The sequence below is a fragment of the Amycolatopsis sp. NPDC001319 genome, from assembly GCF_042896185.1.
Lineage (GTDB): Bacteria > Actinomycetota > Actinomycetes > Mycobacteriales > Pseudonocardiaceae > Amycolatopsis.
Genome location: NZ_JBIAWY010000006.1, coordinates 481,263 through 498,422, shown reverse-complemented (window position 1 = coordinate 498,422; position 17,160 = coordinate 481,263). Strand labels below are relative to the sequence as shown.

Annotated in this window: 17 protein-coding genes; 14 read left to right on the top strand and 3 right to left on the bottom strand. The window is 72.8% G+C overall.

Annotated elements, in window-relative coordinates:
- Positions 1-79: 79 nt before the first annotated feature.
- From ACFY1H_RS25750 to ACFY1H_RS25740, 3 genes are all read left to right on the top strand, one after another.
- Positions 80-856: an isocitrate lyase/phosphoenolpyruvate mutase family protein gene (locus tag ACFY1H_RS25750; RefSeq protein ID WP_386950271.1), complete on the top strand. Its 777-nt coding sequence runs from the start codon at positions 80-82 to the stop codon at positions 854-856.
- A gap of 252 nt (positions 857-1,108) precedes the next feature.
- Positions 1,109-2,122 (top strand): aminotransferase class V-fold PLP-dependent enzyme, encoded by a 1,014-nt coding sequence (locus ACFY1H_RS25745; RefSeq protein ID WP_386950268.1) that lies wholly within the window; start codon positions 1,109-1,111, stop codon positions 2,120-2,122.
- 34 nt (positions 2,123-2,156) lie between these two features.
- On the top strand, positions 2,157-2,837 hold the full coding sequence (locus ACFY1H_RS25740; protein ID WP_386950265.1) for a hypothetical protein: 681 nt from the start codon (positions 2,157-2,159) through the stop codon (positions 2,835-2,837).
- 98 nt (positions 2,838-2,935) lie between these two features.
- Here the strand turns inward: ACFY1H_RS25740 and ACFY1H_RS25735 are convergent, their stop codons facing one another.
- On the bottom strand, positions 2,936-3,853 hold the full coding sequence (locus tag ACFY1H_RS25735; RefSeq protein WP_386950263.1) for a ferritin-like domain-containing protein: 918 nt from the start codon (positions 3,851-3,853) through the stop codon (positions 2,936-2,938).
- A gap of 134 nt (positions 3,854-3,987) precedes the next feature.
- Here ACFY1H_RS25735 and rimP point away from each other — a divergent pair, with 134 nt between their 5' ends.
- From rimP to rbfA, 6 genes are all read left to right on the top strand, one after another.
- Complete coding sequence (rimP, locus tag ACFY1H_RS25730) at positions 3,988-4,536, top strand: ribosome maturation factor RimP (RefSeq protein ID WP_386950260.1); 549 nt, start codon at positions 3,988-3,990, stop codon at positions 4,534-4,536.
- Positions 4,533-5,579, top strand: a complete 1,047-nt coding sequence (nusA, locus tag ACFY1H_RS25725) for a transcription termination factor NusA (RefSeq protein WP_366582237.1) — start codon at positions 4,533-4,535, stop codon at positions 5,577-5,579. The genes rimP and nusA overlap by 4 nt, the downstream gene beginning before the upstream one ends.
- Before the next feature lie 143 nt (positions 5,580-5,722).
- Positions 5,723-5,944, top strand: coding sequence for a YlxR family protein (locus ACFY1H_RS25720; protein ID WP_366582236.1), 222 nt, complete (start codon positions 5,723-5,725; stop codon positions 5,942-5,944).
- Between the two features lie 121 nt (positions 5,945-6,065).
- Positions 6,066-9,107 (top strand): translation initiation factor IF-2, encoded by a 3,042-nt coding sequence (gene infB / locus ACFY1H_RS25715; protein ID WP_386950256.1) that lies wholly within the window; start codon positions 6,066-6,068, stop codon positions 9,105-9,107.
- Positions 9,108-9,178: 71 nt separating this feature from the next.
- The gene (locus ACFY1H_RS25710; RefSeq protein ID WP_220242307.1) at positions 9,179-9,472 is read left to right on the top strand and encodes a DUF503 domain-containing protein; all 294 of its coding nucleotides are present in this window, start codon (positions 9,179-9,181) and stop codon (positions 9,470-9,472) included.
- 32 nt (positions 9,473-9,504) lie between these two features.
- Positions 9,505-9,999: a 30S ribosome-binding factor RbfA gene (gene rbfA / locus ACFY1H_RS25705; protein ID WP_366582234.1), complete on the top strand. Its 495-nt coding sequence runs from the start codon at positions 9,505-9,507 to the stop codon at positions 9,997-9,999.
- A gap of 179 nt (positions 10,000-10,178) precedes the next feature.
- Here rbfA and ACFY1H_RS25700 read toward each other — a convergent pair whose 3' ends face one another.
- The gene (locus ACFY1H_RS25700) at positions 10,179-10,658 is read right to left on the bottom strand and encodes a MarR family transcriptional regulator (protein WP_366582233.1); all 480 of its coding nucleotides are present in this window, start codon (positions 10,656-10,658) and stop codon (positions 10,179-10,181) included.
- A 70-nt stretch (positions 10,659-10,728) separates the two neighbouring features.
- Here ACFY1H_RS25700 and ACFY1H_RS25695 point away from each other — a divergent pair, with 70 nt between their 5' ends.
- On the top strand, positions 10,729-11,700 hold the full coding sequence (locus ACFY1H_RS25695) for an amidohydrolase family protein (protein ID WP_386950250.1): 972 nt from the start codon (positions 10,729-10,731) through the stop codon (positions 11,698-11,700).
- A 13-nt stretch (positions 11,701-11,713) separates the two neighbouring features.
- Here the strand turns inward: ACFY1H_RS25695 and ACFY1H_RS25690 are convergent, their stop codons facing one another.
- Entirely contained in the window at positions 11,714-12,754 is a 1,041-nt protein-coding gene (locus tag ACFY1H_RS25690) for an SAM-dependent methyltransferase (RefSeq protein ID WP_366582231.1), read from the bottom strand.
- Between the two features lie 25 nt (positions 12,755-12,779).
- On the opposite strand from ACFY1H_RS25690, the gene ACFY1H_RS25685 reads away from it, so the two are divergent.
- Genes ACFY1H_RS25685 through ACFY1H_RS25670 form a run of 4 tightly spaced genes read left to right on the top strand, consistent with a single transcriptional unit; the run spans position 12,780 to position 17,148 of the window.
- Positions 12,780-13,805 (top strand): bifunctional oligoribonuclease/PAP phosphatase NrnA, encoded by a 1,026-nt coding sequence (locus ACFY1H_RS25685; protein WP_386950246.1) that lies wholly within the window; start codon positions 12,780-12,782, stop codon positions 13,803-13,805.
- The gene (locus ACFY1H_RS25680; RefSeq protein ID WP_386950243.1) at positions 13,798-14,928 is read left to right on the top strand and encodes a cytochrome P450; all 1,131 of its coding nucleotides are present in this window, start codon (positions 13,798-13,800) and stop codon (positions 14,926-14,928) included. The genes ACFY1H_RS25685 and ACFY1H_RS25680 overlap by 8 nt, the downstream gene beginning before the upstream one ends.
- A gap of 37 nt (positions 14,929-14,965) precedes the next feature.
- Complete coding sequence (locus tag ACFY1H_RS25675) at positions 14,966-16,309, top strand: MATE family efflux transporter (protein WP_386950240.1); 1,344 nt, start codon at positions 14,966-14,968, stop codon at positions 16,307-16,309.
- Positions 16,310-16,329: 20 nt separating this feature from the next.
- Positions 16,330-17,148 (top strand): PhzF family phenazine biosynthesis protein, encoded by an 819-nt coding sequence (locus tag ACFY1H_RS25670; protein ID WP_386950237.1) that lies wholly within the window; start codon positions 16,330-16,332, stop codon positions 17,146-17,148.
- Positions 17,149-17,160 lie beyond the last annotated feature (12 nt).

The window sequence follows — 17,160 nt, the reverse complement described above, 5'->3', positions numbered from 1 at the left end:
GCTGCCGCGGTGCCGCAGTGAGCAGTCGAGCGGGTCGGTTCGGCCGCCACCGAAGCATCGCGCGCGTAGGTTCGCGGGCATGACTTCGTTCGCCGCCTTGCACGTGCCCGGGAAGCCCCTGCTGCTGCCGAATGTGTGGGAGTTCGGCTTCGCGGCCGCGCTGGCCGCGGCGGGGCACCCGGCGGTCGGGACGACGAGCCTCGGCGTGTCGGCCGCCGCCGGGCTGGCGGACGGCGCCCCGGCGTCGCGTGCGGCGACGGTGGCGCTGGCCCGTGCGTTGGCGCCGCTGGAGGTGCTGGTGAGCGTGGACATCGCCGACGGCTTCAGCGCGGACCCGGCCGAGGTCGCCGACCTGGTCGCGGAACTCGCCGACGCGGGCGCGGTGGGCGTGAACCTCGAAGACGGCCGCGCCGACGGCACACTCGCGCCGGTGGAGGTCCAGAGTGCCTTGATCGCCGCGGTCCGGTCGGCTGCGCCCGGCGTTTTCCTCAACGCCCGCACCGACACCCACTGGCTCGGCGCCGGCCCGGTTTCCCTTGCGGCCGAACGGGCCCGCGCCTACCGCGACGCCGGCGCCGACGGGGTGTTCGTCCCGGGCCTCGCTGACCCGGGTGAGGTCGCGGAGGTGGTGGCGGCGGTGGACGTGCCGCTCAACGTCCTGTTCCTCCCGGGCCGCGTCACGCTGGCCGGCCTCGCCGAGCTGGGGGTGGCGAGGGTGAGCCTGGGTTCGACGCCCTACCGCGTCGCGCTGGCCGCCGCCCTGGCGACCGTGGACGCCGCCCGCGTAGGGACTTCGCTGCCACTGCCTCCGCCGTCCTACGCCGAGGTAGCGGGGTTGCTGCCGCCGCCCCGGTAGCGCGGGGAATGCTTCGCCGGAGAACGACCCTGCCTCCGCTCTCCTGCACTGATGCGGCGGTCAGCTGAAGGCATGCGCGGCGTTGCGGCGCGGACGTGCTGCGACAGGGCCGGAATGCTGCCGCCGGTTCAGCAGGTAGGCACAGGCGAGCCCTTTCGTGGCGCGCCGCCGGCGGGAACCATGCGCGCCTCGGTCAGCCTGCTGGCGTCGAGGCAGCCGAATTGCTCCCCCCGCTTCAGTAGCGTCCACCCCATGCACGCCTTCGGAGCCGACTTCGCCGTTCCCGCCGGGTACCTCAACACGCCGAGCATCGGAATCCCACCCGAGCCCGTCGCGGACGCCGTGGCCGAGGCCGTGCAGCGGTGGCGAAACGGCAAGGACCTGCCGGGCGGTTTCGACGAGGCCGTGGCGCGTTCGCGCGAGGCCTTCGCCCAGCTGGCCGGCGTGCCGGGTGACCGGGTGGCCATCGGTGCGTCCGTGTCGCAGCTGGTCGCCAACGTCGCGGTGGGCCTGCCGGACGGCGCGCGTGTCCTGGTCGCAGCCGGGGACTTCACCAGTGTGACCTTCCCGTTCGCCGCGCGGCCCGATGTCGAGGTCTCCGAGCGGCCGCTGGCCGAGCTGCCCGGGCACGTCGAGGGCCACGACCTCGTGGCGGTCAGCCTCGTGCAGTCCGCCGACGGCACCGTCCTGGACACCGAGGCCCTGCGCGAAGCCGCGGAAGCCGGCGGTGCGGCCGTGTTGCTCGACGTCACGCAGGCCGCCGGCTGGCTGCCCCTGGACGTGGCGTGGGCCGACTGGGTGGTGTGCGCCGGGTACAAGTGGCTGTTCTCGCCGCGTGGGTGCGCCTGGCTGGCCGTGCACCCGCGCGCCCACGAGCGGACGCGGTCGGTTGCCGCCGGGTGGTACGCGGGGGACGACCCCTGGACCACGGTCTACGGCCTGCCCCTGCGCCTGGCCCGCGACGCGCGCGCGTTCGACCTCTCCCCGGTCTGGTTCGCCCACACGGGGGCCGCGGAAGCGTTGGAGTACGTCGCCGGTCTCGACGTCGCCGCGGTCCGTGACCACAACGTCGGCCTCGCGGACTCCCTGCTCGCCGCCCTGGGTCTCCCGCCCCGGGGCACCGCCATCGTGTCGCTCGACGCGGACCCCGAGCGGCTCGCCGCGGCGGGCCTCGTCGCGAGCAGACGCGCCGGTCGCGTGCGCGCCGGGTTCCACCTCTACAACACCCCTGACGACGTCGAACGCCTTCTCACCGCCTTCGGCTGAAGGCGCTCAGCGCGGTGAACTACGGTATGTGCCCGTGGTCGGTCCCCAATTCACCCCCGGTCCCTCGGACACGGCGCCGCTCGCTGCGGTGCCCGCGCAGCCGGGGTCGCCGCCCGGTGGCGGAAACGGCCCCACCCCGCCCCGGGACACGAAGGCGTTGCTGGTGCGCGGTGCGGGCCTGGTCGTGATCGCCGTCGTGGCGGGGCTGATCTGGTTCCTCATCCGGCACGACAGCACGCCCGAACCGGTGGCGGCGCAGGAGCCGGCGAAGACGAACCCCTTCGACTACAAGCTGGTGGAAGGCCCGAACAAGTCCACCGACTGCGCGGCGAAGGCCTACGACGACACCAAGAAGTTCTTCCAGACCAACCCGTGCACCTCGCTCGCGCGCGGGCTCTACACGGTCGAGTACGGCGACGCGAAGGCGCTCGTCTCCGTCGTCAAGGTGAGCATGCCGACCGCGGCGCAGGCGACGCAGCTCAAGGCCCTGACCGACCAGGACGGCACCGGCAACGTGAGCGACCTGGTGCGCGACGGCACGTACAAGGCCGCGGGCGCGCCCAAGGTGAGCGGCGACCAGGCGGAGTACGAGTCCCAGGTCACCGGCACCGACGTCACCATCGTCCTCGCCGACTTCTACGCCAAGCACCGCGACGACGTGCTGCTCAAGCGCATCGCCACCGGCGCGCTGGACCTCGGCGCCGACCTGCACTGACCCGCGCCGGCACCGAGACACCAAGAACACCGAGACACCGAGACACCGAAAGGGCCGTTCCCGAAACATCGGGAACGGCCCTCTTTTTCACCGAGAACTCAAGCCGGCTGACCCGGCATCGCCAGCGCTGTCGGCTTCTCGCCCGCCTCCTGGCGCCACGGCGTGCCGCGCCGGGCCGCCGCGATCAGCGCCTGCAAAGCCATCCTCCGCAGCCCCGCGTCGTCCGTGTGGGTCACGACGCCGAGCCACGCGGCCGCCGAGTCCTCCTCGGCGCTCGCGACCAGCGCGGCGGCCGAGGCGGTGTCGTCGACCGGCTTCGGCGGCACGTAGGCCGCTTCCGGGGCCACCGGCGTGCCGCCCGCGGCCTCGATCATCTGGGTGACGACGTCGCGGCGCGCGGTGTGCTCGGCGCGCCCGGCCTTGAGGGCGTCGCCGAACTCGCCGGGCAGGAAGGCTGTGACCAGCCCGTATACCCACAGTGCGGCGTGTTCCGAGGCCAGCGCCTTCTGCAGGGGGTCGACCGCGTCGGAGCCGGCGGTGCCGGCGGGCGCCACCACGGCCTGGGCGTCTTCGCCGGGCCCGAGCGTCGAGGCCAGCCGCTGCAGGCTCGCGCAGCCGGCCGCGACGCCCGCGACCAGGCCGGCGCGGTAGGCGGGGAGGCTGGGCACGAGGTCCTCGGCCTGCTTGCGGGCCGTCGCCAGGCGCTCCTTGAACGCGCTCAGGTCCGCGGGCGCGGGCGGTGGCGTGCCGGCCTGCGAAGGCCGGTTCAGCCGGTCCACCTCGGGTTTCAGGGCGGCGGCCTGGGCGGCGCGCGCGTCGGCGACCTGCCCGGCGACCCCGCCGCCGAGGGCTCTGGCCGCGGCGGCGTCCGCGTCGGCGGCGGACAGGAGCGGGGCGAGCGGGTCGGGGCTCTCGTCGTATCCCCCGGAACAGGCCGCCAGCGGGAGGGCCAAGGCGGCGACGGCGCCCAGGCGCAGAACGCCGCGCCGGGAAAGGTCGGTCGGTCTTGCGGTCACGTCGGCCCATCCTGCCAGGCCCGGCACCGGCACCGCCGCTCGCGCGTCGGTGCGGGGGCGCACGATAAGCTGGTCCACCACCGACCACAGTCGTGACCAGCCCGCGTCACCTCGGCCGAACAGGAGTGCTCCACGTGCCCAACGAACTCGCCAGCCGGCTTCAGCCGATAGTGGCCGAAGCCGTCACCGCCGCGGGTTTCGACCTCGACTCGTTCGAGGTGCAGCAGGCCGGCCGCAAGCAGCTGGTCAAGGTCGTCGTCGACTCCGACGACGGGGTCGGGCTGGACGAGGTCGCCGAGATCAGCCGCAAGGTGTCGGCGGCGCTCGACGAGAACGAACACGTGCTCGCGAGCGCCTACACCCTCGAGGTCACCTCGCCGGGGCTGGACCGGCCGCTCGCGCAGCCGCGCCACTGGCGGCGCGCGAAGTTCCGCCTGGTCCGCATCACGCCCGCAGAAGGCGCGGAGTTCGTCGCGCGGGTGGGCCACGCCAGCGAGGAGCGCGTGACCGTGCTCGTCGAGGGCAGGCTGAAGGACGTGCACTACAAGTCGGTGGCGAAGGCCGTGGTGGAGATCGAGTTCAAGCAGCCGCCCGCCGACGAGCTCAAACTGTTGGAAGAAGACGCGTCCGGCAAGAGCAGCACCCCTGCCGGCCAGACGGAAGCGAAGGAGGAGCCGAAGTGAACGTGGACATCGCCGCGCTGCGGGCGATCGAACGGGACAAGGACATCCCCTTCGACACGGTGATCGAGGCCATCGAGACGGCTCTGCTCACCGCCTACAAGCACACGGAGGGGCACCAGCCCCACGCGCGCATCGACATCGACAAGAAGACCGGCCTCGTCCGCGTCCTCGCGCACACCCTCACCCCCGAGGGCGAGGTCGACGAGGAGTGGGACGACACGCCGGAGGGCTTCGGCCGCATCGCCGCCACGACCGCCCGGCAGGTCATCCTGCAGCGGCTGCGCGACGCCGAGCACGAGAAGACCTTCGGCGAGTTCTCCGCCAAGGAGGGCGAGATCGTGGCCGGCGTGGTGCAGCGCGACGCGCGCGCCAACGCCCGCGGCATGGTCGTGGTCCAGGTCGGTGACACGGAGGGGATCCTGCCCTCGGGCGAGCAGGTCGCGGGGGAGTCCTACGAGCACGGCACGCGCATCAAGGCGTTCGTGGTCGGGGTCTCGCGGAGCAACCGCGGGCCGCAGATCATGCTCTCGCGCACGCACCCGAACCTGGTGCGCAAGCTCTTCGCGCTCGAGGTGCCCGAGATCGCCGACGGCACCGTCGAGATCGCCGCCGTGGCCCGCGAGGCGGGGCACCGCACCAAGATCGCGGTGCGCTCCACCGTGCCCGGGGTGAACGCCAAGGGCGCCTGCATCGGCCCGATGGGGGCGCGCGTGCGCAACGTGATGAGCGAGCTGGCCGGCGAGAAGATCGACATCATCGACTACTCGGAGGATCCGGCCCGCTTCGTGGGGAATGCATTGTCCCCGGCGAAGGTTGTTTCGGTACGTGTCGTGGACGAGCGGGCGAAGACGGCCCGCGTCGTCGTGCCCGATTTCCAGCTCTCCCTCGCCATCGGCAAGGAGGGCCAGAACGCGCGGCTCGCGGCCCGGCTCACGGGCTGGCGCATCGACATCCGCAGCGACGCCGCACCCGCCGACCCGGTGGGTGATCAAGACCACGCCGGACAGGCGCGGCCCGCCGCGACAACCGGTTCGGCTGAGTGAAGGTCGAAGCGCTAGACTCATCAGTGGTTCAGGGTCCGCCGCGGGGATGTGGCGACACGACCGACCTCCAGCGCCACCGGCATTTCCCGGTACGCACGTGTGTCGGTTGCCGGCAGCGGGTCCTGATCGGTGAGCTGCTGCGAGTGGTCGCGGTGGCCGGACGGCTGGTCGTCGACGAAAGTCGGCGGCTGCCGGGGCGGGGCGCGTGGGTGCACCCCGTACCGGGTTGTCTGGCCAAGGCCGAGCGGAAGCGGGCGTTCCCCCGGGCACTTCGGGCCCAGGGCACGCTCGACACCGCGGGGCTGCGCGAGCACCCGGCATTCATCACGGAGATCGGTTCCGGGACCCACCCGGAACCGCGGTGAAACAAGGAAGCAGGTCGACCCGTCATGAGTCAGCCGTGAAGCCGACGCCATGAACGCGCGACGATAAGGACGAGGTCAGCGGGTCTCTTCACCGCCTGGCCTCCCCTAGATGAGGAGAGCTGTGCCAGGCAAGGCCCGTGTACACGAGCTCGCGAAAGAGCTCGGCATCACCAGCAAGGAAGTTCTCGCCAAGCTCAAGGAGCAGGGCGAGTTCGTCAAGTCCGCGTCATCCACGGTCGAGGCGCCCGTCGCCCGCCGGCTGCGTGACGCGTACCCCGCCAAGGGCGGGAAGAAGTCCGGCCCGACGCCCGGCCCGCGGCCCACGCCGCCGGCCGCCAACTCGGGCAACTCGAACGCTGCCGCGCCCGCTCCGCAGGCCCCCCGGCCCGCGGCCGCGCCCGCTCCGCAGCCGACCCAGCAGCAGGCGCCGGCGGCCAAGGCCGCTCCGTCCGCTGCTCCGCAGCAGTCCGGCCCGCGTCCGGCCACCCCGGGCAGCCGTCCCGGCCCGGGCCCGCGTCCCGGCCCGCGCCCGGCCACTCCGGCTCCGGCGCAGCAGCAGCAACCGCAGCCCCAGGTGCAGGCCCCCGCGGCCAAGGCCGAGCCGTCCGGTGGCAGCACCGCGGCGCCGAAGCCCGCTCCGAAGCAGGACGCCGCTTCGTCGTCGTCCGGCTCGGTCGTGCCGCCGAAGCCGCAGGGCCCCAAGCCCGGCGGTCCCAAGCCCGGCCCGCGTACCCCGCGCGTCGGCAACAACCCGTTCGGCGTCGGTTCCGGCGCCCCGGCCCCGCGTCCGCCGGCCCAGCGCCCCGGTCCGGGTCAGGGCGGCGACAACCGTCCGCCGCGTCCCGGCGGTGCCGGTGGCGGCGGTGACCGGCCCGCGCCGCGTCCCGGCGGTGGCGCCGGTGGCAACCGGCCGAGCCCGGGCAACATGCCCCCGCGGCCGAACCCCGGCATGATGCCGGGCCGCACCCCGCGTCCGGCCGGTCCGGGCGGTGGCGCCCGCGGCGGCCCCGGTGGCGGTGCCCGTGGTGGCCCCGGTGGCGGCGGTCGTCCCGGCGGCGGCGGTGGCGGCGGTTTCCGTCCCGGTGGCGGCGGCGGTGGCGGTGGCTTCCGCGGCGGTCCCGGTGGCGGTGGCGGCGGTGGCGGTTTCCGTCCCGGTGGCGGCACCGGTGCTCCTGCCGGCGGTGGCGGCGGCTTCCGCGGTGGCGGCGGCGGTCGTGGCGGCCCCGGTGGCCGTGGCGGTACCGCGGGTGCCTTCGGGCGTCCCGGTGGTCCCTCGCGCAAGGGCCGCAAGTCGAAGCGGCAGAAGCGCCAGGAGTACATGGACAACATGCAGGCGCCCAGCGTCGGCGGCGTCCGCCTGCCCAAGGGCAGTGGCGAGACGATCCGGCTGCCGCGCGGTGCCTCGCTGACCGACTTCGCCGAGAAGATCGACGCCAACCCGGCTTCGCTGGTGCAGGTGCTCTTCCACCTCGGCGAGATGGTCACGGCGACGCAGTCCGTGTCCGACGACATCCTCGAGCTGCTCGGCGGCGAGATGAACTACGTCGTCCAGGTCGTGTCCCCCGAGGAGGAGGACCGCGAGCTGCTGGAGACCTTCGACATCACCTACGGTGAGGACGAGGGTGGCGAGGAAGACCTGCAGGTCCGGCCGCCGGTCGTGACCATCATGGGTCACGTCGACCACGGTAAGACCCGCCTGCTGGACACGATCCGGAAGACGAAGGTGCGCGAGAGTGAAGCCGGTGGCATCACCCAGCACATCGGCGCCTACCAGATCGAGACCGAGCTCGAGGGCACGCCGCGGCTGATCACCTTCATCGACACCCCGGGTCACGAGGCGTTCACCGCCATGCGTGCCCGTGGTGCGAACTCGACGGACATCGCGGTGATCGTGGTGGCCGCCGACGACGGGGTCATGCCGCAGACGGTCGAGGCGATCAACCACGCGCAGGCCGCCAAGGCGCCGATCGTGGTCGCGGTCAACAAGATCGACAAGGAAGGCGCCAACCCGCAGAAGATCCGCCAGCAGCTCACCGAGTACAACCTGGTCGCCGAGGAGTACGGCGGCGACACGATGTTCGTGGACATCTCCGCACGGGAGAACATCAACATCGACGGGCTGCTCGAGGCGATCCTGCTGACGGCCGACGCGGCGCTGGACCTCCGGGCCAACCCGGACATGGAGGCCCAGGGTGTCGCGATCGAGGCACACCTCGACCGCGGCCGCGGCCCGGTGGCCACGGTGCTGGTGCAGCGAGGCACGCTGCGCGTCGGCGACTCCGTCGTCGCGGGCGACGCCTACGGCCGCGTCCGCCGCATGGTGGACGAGCACAACGTGGACGTCACCGAGGCGCTGCCCTCGCGTCCCGTCCAGGTCATCGGGTTCACCTCGGTGCCGGGCGCGGGCGACACCTTCCTGGTGGTCGACGAGGACCGCGTCGCCCGGCAGATCGCCGAGCGCCGCTCCGCTCGCACCCGCAACGCGCTCAACGCGTCGCGGCGCAAGCGGGTCAGCCTCGAGGACCTCGACTCCGCCTTGAAGGAGACGAGCAGCCTCAACCTGATCATCAAGGGTGACAACTCGGGTACCGTCGAAGCGCTCGAGGCGGCACTGCTGCAGCTGGACGTCGGCGATGACGTCGAGCTGAACGTGGTGCACCGCGGTGTCGGTGGCGTGACCGAGTCGGACATCGACCTGGCGACCGCGTCCGACGCGATCGTGCTCGGGTTCAACGTCCGGGCCCAGGGCAAGGCGACCGAGCGGGCCACCCGCGAGGGCGTCGACGTCCGGTACTACACGGTCATCTACCAGGCGATCGACGAGATCGAGCAGGCCCTCAAGGGCATGCTCAAGCCGGAGTTCGAAGAGGTGGAGCTCGGCCGCGCCGAGGTCCGCGACGTCTTCAAGTCCTCCAAGATCGGCACGATCGCGGGTTGCCTGGTCATGTCGGGCGAGATCCGGCGCAACGCCAAGGCGCGCCTGCTCCGCGACGGCACCGTCATCGCCGAGAACCTGCCGATCAGCTCGCTGCGGCGGTTCAAGGACGACGTGGTCGAGGTCCGTGAAGGGTACGAATGCGGTCTGACGCTGGGTTCGTACAGTGACATCAAGGTCGACGACGTGATCGAGACCTACGAACAGCGGGAGAAGCCCCGTGCGTGAGTGATCGGTCCGGGGTGCGGGTTTCGGCCCGCACCCCGGGCCTTTCGCCTCACGGCACAACTTCACTGCCTATGTACGTCGGAGCTCTCGAGCTCGACATCCTGCTCGACGACATTCATTCGTTGAAGCAGAAGCGATCCGTGATCAAGCCGGTCGTGGCGGAGGTGCGCAAGCGCTTCGCCGTCTCGGTGTCCGAAGCCGGTCACCTCGACCTGCACCGGCGAGCCCTGATCGGGGTGGCCGTGGTCGCCGCGGGTGGCGAACACGTCCGGGACGTGCTCGACTCGTGCGAGCGGTTCGTGGCCTCGCGACCGGAGTTCGTCCTGCTGTCGGCACACCGCCGGCTGCTCGGTCCGGACGACTAGACCGGAGAACATTTCAGAAGGAGACACCTCCCATGGCCGATCCTGCTCGGGCTCGCAAGCTCGCCAAGCGGATCTCGCAGATCGTGGCGTCGGCGATCGAGCACGACGTCAAGGATCCGCGGCTCGGTGCCGTGACCATCACGGACACCAAGATCACCGCGGACCTGCACGACGCCACGGTGTACTACACGGTGCTGGGCGAAAGCCTCGACTCGGCGCCGGACTTCGCGGGCGCCGCGGCGGCGCTGGAGTCTGCCCGGGGTGTCCTGCGCACCAAGGTCGGGCAGGGCACGGGGGTCCGCTACACCCCGACTCTCACCTTCGTCGCCGACAGCATCCCCGACGACGCGCGCCGCATCGAGGAACTCCTCGCCAAGGCCCGCGAGGCCGACGCCGAGGTGGCCCGCCGCGCGACGGGCGCCCAGCACGCCGGCGACGCGGACCCGTACAAGGCCCCGCGCGAAGACGACGACGAGGATGACCTCGACGTCGACCTCGCCGAAGCCGAAGAGGAGACGCGAGGCTGAACCGCTCCGGAGGACCCCCGACGTCCGACGACGCGGCGCGCTGTTCGGTGGCGCCGCGCCGTTCGTCGCCACCTCCTCCGGGCGCCCCGCCCCGCTGGCTACGCCGCCCGCGGCTGCCCCGCCCACCAGGCCGCCGGCCCTGAACGCACGACGTTCGGGGCCGGCGGTTTTTCGTGCCGTCAGTCCACCGGCCGGGTGGCGGTCACCGCGTCGGTCAGTGCCTGCAGCAGGTCCAGCACCTGAGGCTGCAACTCGCCGGGCAGCAGGTCCCACGCCGCGCGCTGGTTGTCGCGCAGGCGGGTGCGGGCGCGGTCCCAGTGGGCGCGGCCACGGTCGGTGAGGGCGACGACGACGCGGCGGTCGTCGTGGGCGTGCGGGGTGCGGCGGACGAGGCCGGCGGATTCCAGGGCCTTCACCGAACGCGTGACGGTGGGCTGGGCGAGCTTCGCCTCCTGCGCGAGCTCGCCGATGGTCATGGCGCCCAGACGGGCCAGGGGAGTCACGAGCTGGGCCTGCGAGTCGCTGAGGGCGGAGGCGGCCGCGGCCTGCGCGTCGAGGCGGGCGCGGTTGGTGCGCATGGCCGAGTAGAGCGCGTTGCAGGCGTCGGCGAAGCGGTCGACGTCGGTGTCGGGCTCGGCGGACCCGGAGGGCACGGTCACCCGGAAAGATTAGATCACCGAAGTCCATAGCATGCTATGTTCAGCTCACGGAACCGGGAGGAGACGCAGCATGGTCCGCAAGATCGCCCTCGAGGAGCACTTCGGCACCGCCGACCCCGACATCGTCGAGCAGTCGCGCGAGCACTTCACCGAGCAGACGTGGCCGCCGCACCGCCGCCAGTTGCTCGACGTCCAGGACGAACGCCTGAGGCTGATGGACGAGGCCGGCATCGAGATCGTCGTGCTTTCCCTGCTGGCGCCCGGAATCCAGGGCCTGCCCGACCGCGCGCAGGCCGTGGACTGGGCGCGGCGCACCAACGACGTGGCCGCCCGGCACGTGGAGCTACGGCCGGATCGGTTCGCCGCGTTCGCCGCGCTTCCGTTGCAGGATCCCGAAGAAGCCGTCGCCGAGCTGCGCCGCGCGGTGACCGAGCTGGGCTTCAAGGGCGCGCTGGTGAACGGGTTCTCCGAAGTGGACGGTGACCGGATCGCCTACCTCGACGAGCCGCGGTACCGGCCGTTCTGGGCGGCCGTCGAAGACCTGGGCGTGCCGGTGTACCTGCACCCGCGCGACCCGCTGCCGCGTGACAGCCGGATGCTCGAAGGCCACCCGTGGCTCTACGGCTCGGCGTGGGGCTTCTCGATCGAAACCGGCACGCACGCGTTGCGGCTCATGGCCAGTGGCCTGTTCGACGAGCATCCCGGCGTGCAGGTGATCCTCGGGCACCTGGGCGAGCTGCTGCCGTTCAACATCTGGCGCACCGACCACCGGCTGAAGGTCAAGCCCGCGGGCATCCCGGCGCGCAAACCGTTGCGCGAGTACCTGCGCGAGAACTTCCACCTCACCACGAGCGGCAACTTCGCCACGCCCGAGCTGCTGTTCACGATCGGCGAGGTCGGGGCCGACCGCGTGCTGTTCTCCGCGGACTACCCGTTCGAGTCGATGGGCGAGGCCGCCGCCTGGTTCGACGCGCTGGACCTCGACCCCGAGGTGCACGAGAAGATCGCGGAAGGCAACGCGCGCAAGCTCCTCGGGCTCTGACCGCGAAGGACGGTCAGGGCTTCGACGCCACCACGAGGTCGCGCTCGATGGCCTGGTCCACGCGGTGGGCGAACTGCTCGTACGGCCCGCCTTCGCGCACGTCGAGGCCGGCCTTCGCGAGCACCGCGACGAGCTCCTCGCGCGGCAGGACGTTGAGGTTCCACGAGATCCCGAGCGCGCCGCCCGGGCGGAGCACGCGTGTCCACACGGGAACGGCGGCCGCCAGCAGGTCGCGCGGGCTGCGCGCGAGGCTCGCGTCCTGCGTGCGGTGGCTGCCGTGCTGCACGCCGTACGGGGCGTCGGTCACGATCACGTCCACGGAGTTCGCGCGCAGCAGCTCGTCGGTGGTGAGGGTGTCGGCGTTGAAGTAGGTGAGCCGGCGCGTCTGGCCGCCCTTGTAGTCGTCCTTGTCGAACGCGTATTCGACGTCGAGGCGGCGCCCGAGGCGGACCTTGTTGCGCCGCAGCTGCCCGGAGTCGGCGGTGTGCTTCACGCGCTTGGTGCGCAGCCAGGTCTTGAGGAACTGCTCGTAGGCCTCGAAGTCCTTGCCGTCCACGTCGAGGCCGGTGGCGTCGAAGCCGTACATCACGGCCTGGTTGAGCGTGGTGCCGCGCCCGCACAGCGGGTCGAGCAGCGTCCGCGGGCGCTCCAGCCACCCGGTCGGGTCGGCGGTGGCGAGCAGCGTGACGTTGAGCAGCAGCTTCGTGAACTGCTCATTGGTCTTGCCCGCGTACTTCTGGATCGTCAGCAGGTCCGAGTCCGTCTTCGCCAGCGGCCGCACCAGGACCGGGCGCAGCACGCCGTCGCCCAGCTCGAACAGCGCGTAGAGCGAGGACAGGTTGGACAGCAGCGCGACGTCCGGCCCGGTCAGCGGCTCAGGGGTCGCGAACTTGACGTAGCCCACGCCGCCGAGCTCCACGTCCTCGGCCTCCGACAGCTCGGCGGAGAGGCCGGCCGCGCCGAACACCGCCAGCTCGGCCCGCAGCAGCGCGGGCGACGAGGCGGCGTAGACCCGGTTGGCGGACGGGTGAACGAGGATCGCGTACTCAGGCATCCCGCAGAGCGTAGCGTGACGCACTGTGACAGCTACTTTGGCGCAGGACATCGAAGCCGCCGCGGCTCTACTCGCCGGGGCCACCGACGTGACGCTGCTGGGCCACGTGCGCCCGGACGCCGACGCACTCGGCAGCGCTCTGGCCCTCGGCCACGTGCTGCACCGGCGCGGCGCCCGTGTGCGCGTGTCGTTCGGCGAGCCCGACGAAGCCCCCGAGACCCTGACCTGGCTCGACGTCGACGGGCTGCTGACCAAACCCGACGACCTGCCCGCGTCGGAGCAGCTGCTCGTCGCACTCGACACGCCGGTACCGGCGCGGCTGGGCCGGCTCGCCTCGCGCGTCGACGTGGTCCGCGCCGACGGCGGCGCCGTGCTGGTGGTCGACCACCACGCCACCAACGCGTTCTACGGCACCCACCACGTGGTCGACGAGGCCACCGAGGCGACCGCGGTGCTCGTCGCGCAGATCATCGAGGTCATGGGCGTCGAGCTGGACGAGCCGGCCGCGCGCTGCCTGTACGCGGGGATCGTCACCGACACCAGCGGTTTCCGCCGCGCCCGCCCCGAAACGCACCGGATCGCCGCGCGCCTGCTGGAGGCCGGCGTCGACCCGACGGAGGTCGCGCGGCGGATCGTGGACGACCACCCGTTCGCGTGGCTGCCGATGCTCTCGGCCGTGCTGTCCGAAGCGGAGCTGGAGCCGGAAGCCGCGCAGGGCTTCGGGTTCGTGCACGCGGTGGTGCGCTCGGCCGTGGCGGCGACCGTGCGGCCGGAGGAGGTGGAGTCGGTGATCGACGTGGTCCGCGCGACGCGCGAGGCCGGCGTCGCGGGGGTGCTGAAGGAGTTCGCGCCCGCCTCGCCCGGTTCCGTGTGGACGGTCTCCCTGCGGTCCGCGGGCCGCGTCGACGTGTCGGCGGTGGCCTCGGAGTTCGGCGGTGGCGGGCACCGCATGGCCGCGGGCTGCACGATGGAGGGCACGTCGGACGACGTGCTGGCGCGGCTGCGCGCCGCGCTCGGCCGGGCGCCGCTGCTGGGGAACCGGAGTGCCTGAACCCGCCCGGTTCGACGAGGAGTTCCTGGCCGACCCGGTGTGCGCGTACGCCCGGCTGCGCGCCGCCGGCCCCGTGCACCGCGCGGAGTCGCCCGACGGCGCGCCGATCTGGCTGGTCACGCGCTACGCCGAGGTCAAGGCGGGTCTCGGCGACCCGAGGCTGTCGCTGGACAAGGCCCACTCGTCGGGCGGCTACCGCGGACTCGCGCTGCCGCCCGCGCTCGACAAGAACCTGCTCAACCTCGACGCCCCCGACCACCCCCGCCTGCGCCGGCTCCTGGGGCGCGCCTTCACCCCACGTCGCGTCGAGGCCCTGCGGCCGGAGGTCACGCGCATCGCCGAGGAGCTGGCCGACGCGCTCCCGGCCGAGGCCGACCTCATGGCCGGTTACGCCGTGCCGCTGCCGATCACGGTGATCTGCGTGCTGCTCGGCGTCGCCCCCGCCGACGTCGCCGTCTTCCGCACGTGGACCGACGCCGTCCTGATGCCGACGGACGCCGAAGCCACGCGCGACGCCATGCGGTCGCTGTACGCGTTCGTCACCGAGCTCATCGCGGCCAAGCGTGCGGAGCCGGGGGAGGACCTGCTCAGCGTCGTCGCCCCGGACCTCACCGACGACGAGCTGCTCAGCGCCGCGTTCCTCCTGCTGCTCGCGGGGTACGAGAACGTGGTGCACGTCCTCGGCAACGGCTTTCACGAGCTGCTCACCCGGCCGGCGCTGCGGACGGCACCGGCTGAGTCCTTTGTGGACGAGATCCTGCGCCACGCCTCGCCGGCGCAGCTCGCCATCCGCCGCTTTCCCTTGCAGGACCTCGAAATCGGCGACACGACGGTTCGTGCCGGCGACACCGTCCTGCTCGCCCTCGCCTCGGCCCACCGCGACGACACGGTGTTCGACGCCCCGGACACCTTCGACGCGGATCGTCCGGACAACCCCCACCTCGCCTTCGGCCACGGCCCCCACTTCTGCCTCGGCGCACCCCTGGCCCGCCTCGAACTGGAGATCGGCTTCGACACCCTCCTGCGCCGCTTCCCGGCGATGGTCCCGGCGGGCGACCCGGTGTGGCGCTCGACGTTCCGCAGCCGCGGGCCGGCGGCCCTGCCGGTGATCCTGCGCGCTTGACGTCCGGAATGTCGGCGGCGGTCGTTACGCTCGCCGGGTGCCCGATGAAGCCCCGCCTGCCCCGCCTGTGACCTCCGAGGACCGGATTCCCGCGCGACGCGTGCTCGGGCTCGCCGTGCCCGCGCTGGGGGTGCTGGCGGCGGAGCCGTTGTACGTGCTGGTCGACACGGCGGTGGTGGGGCATCTCGGCGCGCTGCCGCTGGCGGGCCTGGCGCTCGGCGGGGTGGTGCTGTCGCAGATCTCCACGCAGCTCACGTTCCTCTCGTACGGCACGACCTCGCGCACGGCGCGGCTGCACGGCGCCGGGCGGCGGCGCGACGCGGTGAGTGAGGGCGTGCAGGCCACGTGGCTGGCGGTGCTGGTGGGGCTGGTGCTGCTGGTGGCGGGCCAGCTGCTGGCCGGGCCCATCGCACGGGCGCTGTCGGGCAGTGACGAGATCGCGGCGGCGGCCGTGTCGTGGTTGCGGATCGCGCTGTTCGGGGCGCCGCTGATCCTCGTCACCATGGCCGGCAACGGCTGGATGCGCGGGGTGCAGGACGCGGCCCGCCCGCTGCGGTACGTGCTGGCGGGCAACGGCATCTCGGCCGTGCTGTGCCCGGTGCTCGTCTACGTCGCCGGGCTGGGGCTGGAGGGTTCGGCGATCGCCAACGTCGTGGCCCAGGTGGTCTCGGCGTCGCTGTTCTTCGCGGCGCTGGTGCGTGAGCGCGTGCCGCTGCGGCCGGACTTCGGGGTGATGCGCGCGCAGCTGAGCCTGGGTCGGGATCTCGTGCTGCGCAGCCTCGCGTTCCAGGCGTGTTTCGTCTCGGCGGCGGCCGTGGCGGCGCGCACCTCGACGGAAGCGGTCGGCGCGCACCAGGTCGTGCTGCAGCTGTGGACGTTCCTGTCGCTCGTGCTCGACTCCGTCGCGATCGCGGCGCAGTCGCTCGTCGGCGCGGCGCTGGGCGGGGGAGCCGAGCGGCAGGCGCGCGGGGTCGCGAACCAGATCGTCGCGTACGGGCTGGTGCTCGGCTGCGTCCTGTGCGTGCTCTTCGGGGCGTTGTGGAGCACGCTGCCGCACGCGTTCACCTCGGACCCGGGGGTGCTCGCGGAGATCCCGCACGCGTGGTGGTTCTTCGTGGCGCTGCAACCGATCGCGGGCGTGGTGTTCGCGCTCGACGGCGTGCTGCTCGGCGCCGGCGACGCCGCGTTCCTGCGCACCGCCACGCTCGTCAGCGCGGGCCTGGGCTTCCTGCCGCTGATCTGGCTCTCACTCGCGTTCGGCTGGGGGCTCACCGGCATCTGGACGGGCCTGTCGCTGTTCATGGTGTTCCGCCTGGCCGCCGTGCTCATCCGCTGGCGCTCCGGCCGCTGGGCGGTGGTCGGGGCCGTCCGCGGCGCCTGAGCCCGTGCCAAGGTGGAGCCATGCGCTTCAGCCAGGTCGACGTCTTCACCGATGAGCTCACCCTCGGCAACGCACTCGCCGTGGTGCACGACGCCGAAGGTCTCTCCGACGACACGATGGCCGCCTTCGCGCGGTGGACCAACCTCAGCGAGACCACGTTCCTGCTCCCGCCGGCGCACGCCGGGGCCGACTACCGCGTGCGGATCTTCACCGTGGAGCGCGAGCTGCCCTTCGCCGGGCACCCCACGCTGGGCTCGGCCCGCGCGTGGCTCGAAGCGGGCGGCACGCCGAAGGGCGAAGACCTCGTGCAGGAGTGCGGCGCCGGCCTGGTCCGTGTGCGGCGCACCGGCGAGCGGCTCGCCTTCGCCGCGCCGCCGCTCACGCGCGGCGGCCCCGTCGCGCCCGAGGACCTCGCCGCCGTCCGGAAGGCCCTGCACCTGGCCGAAAGCGACGTCGTCGACGCGCAGTGGGCCGACAACGGCCCCGGCTGGCTCGCCGTGCTCCTCACCGACGCCGAGGCGGTCCTCGCGGTCGAACGCGACATCGCGGCGCTCGGGAAGTACAAGGTCGGCATCGTCGGACCCCATCCGGCCGGCTCGCCCGCGGCGTTCGAGGTCCGCGCCTTCACCGGCCTGGTCGAGGACCCGGTCACCGGCAGCCTCAACGCCGCGATCGGCCAGTGGCTCATCGGTTCGGGCCGCGCGCCGGAATCCTACGTGGCCGCGCAGGGCACCCGGCTCGGCCGGCGCGGCCGCGTGCACGTCGAGCGAGCGGACGGCGAGATCTGGGTGGGCGGCGACACCGTGGTGGGAATTGCCGGTCGAGTGACGCTGCGGTGAACGGGTGATGTG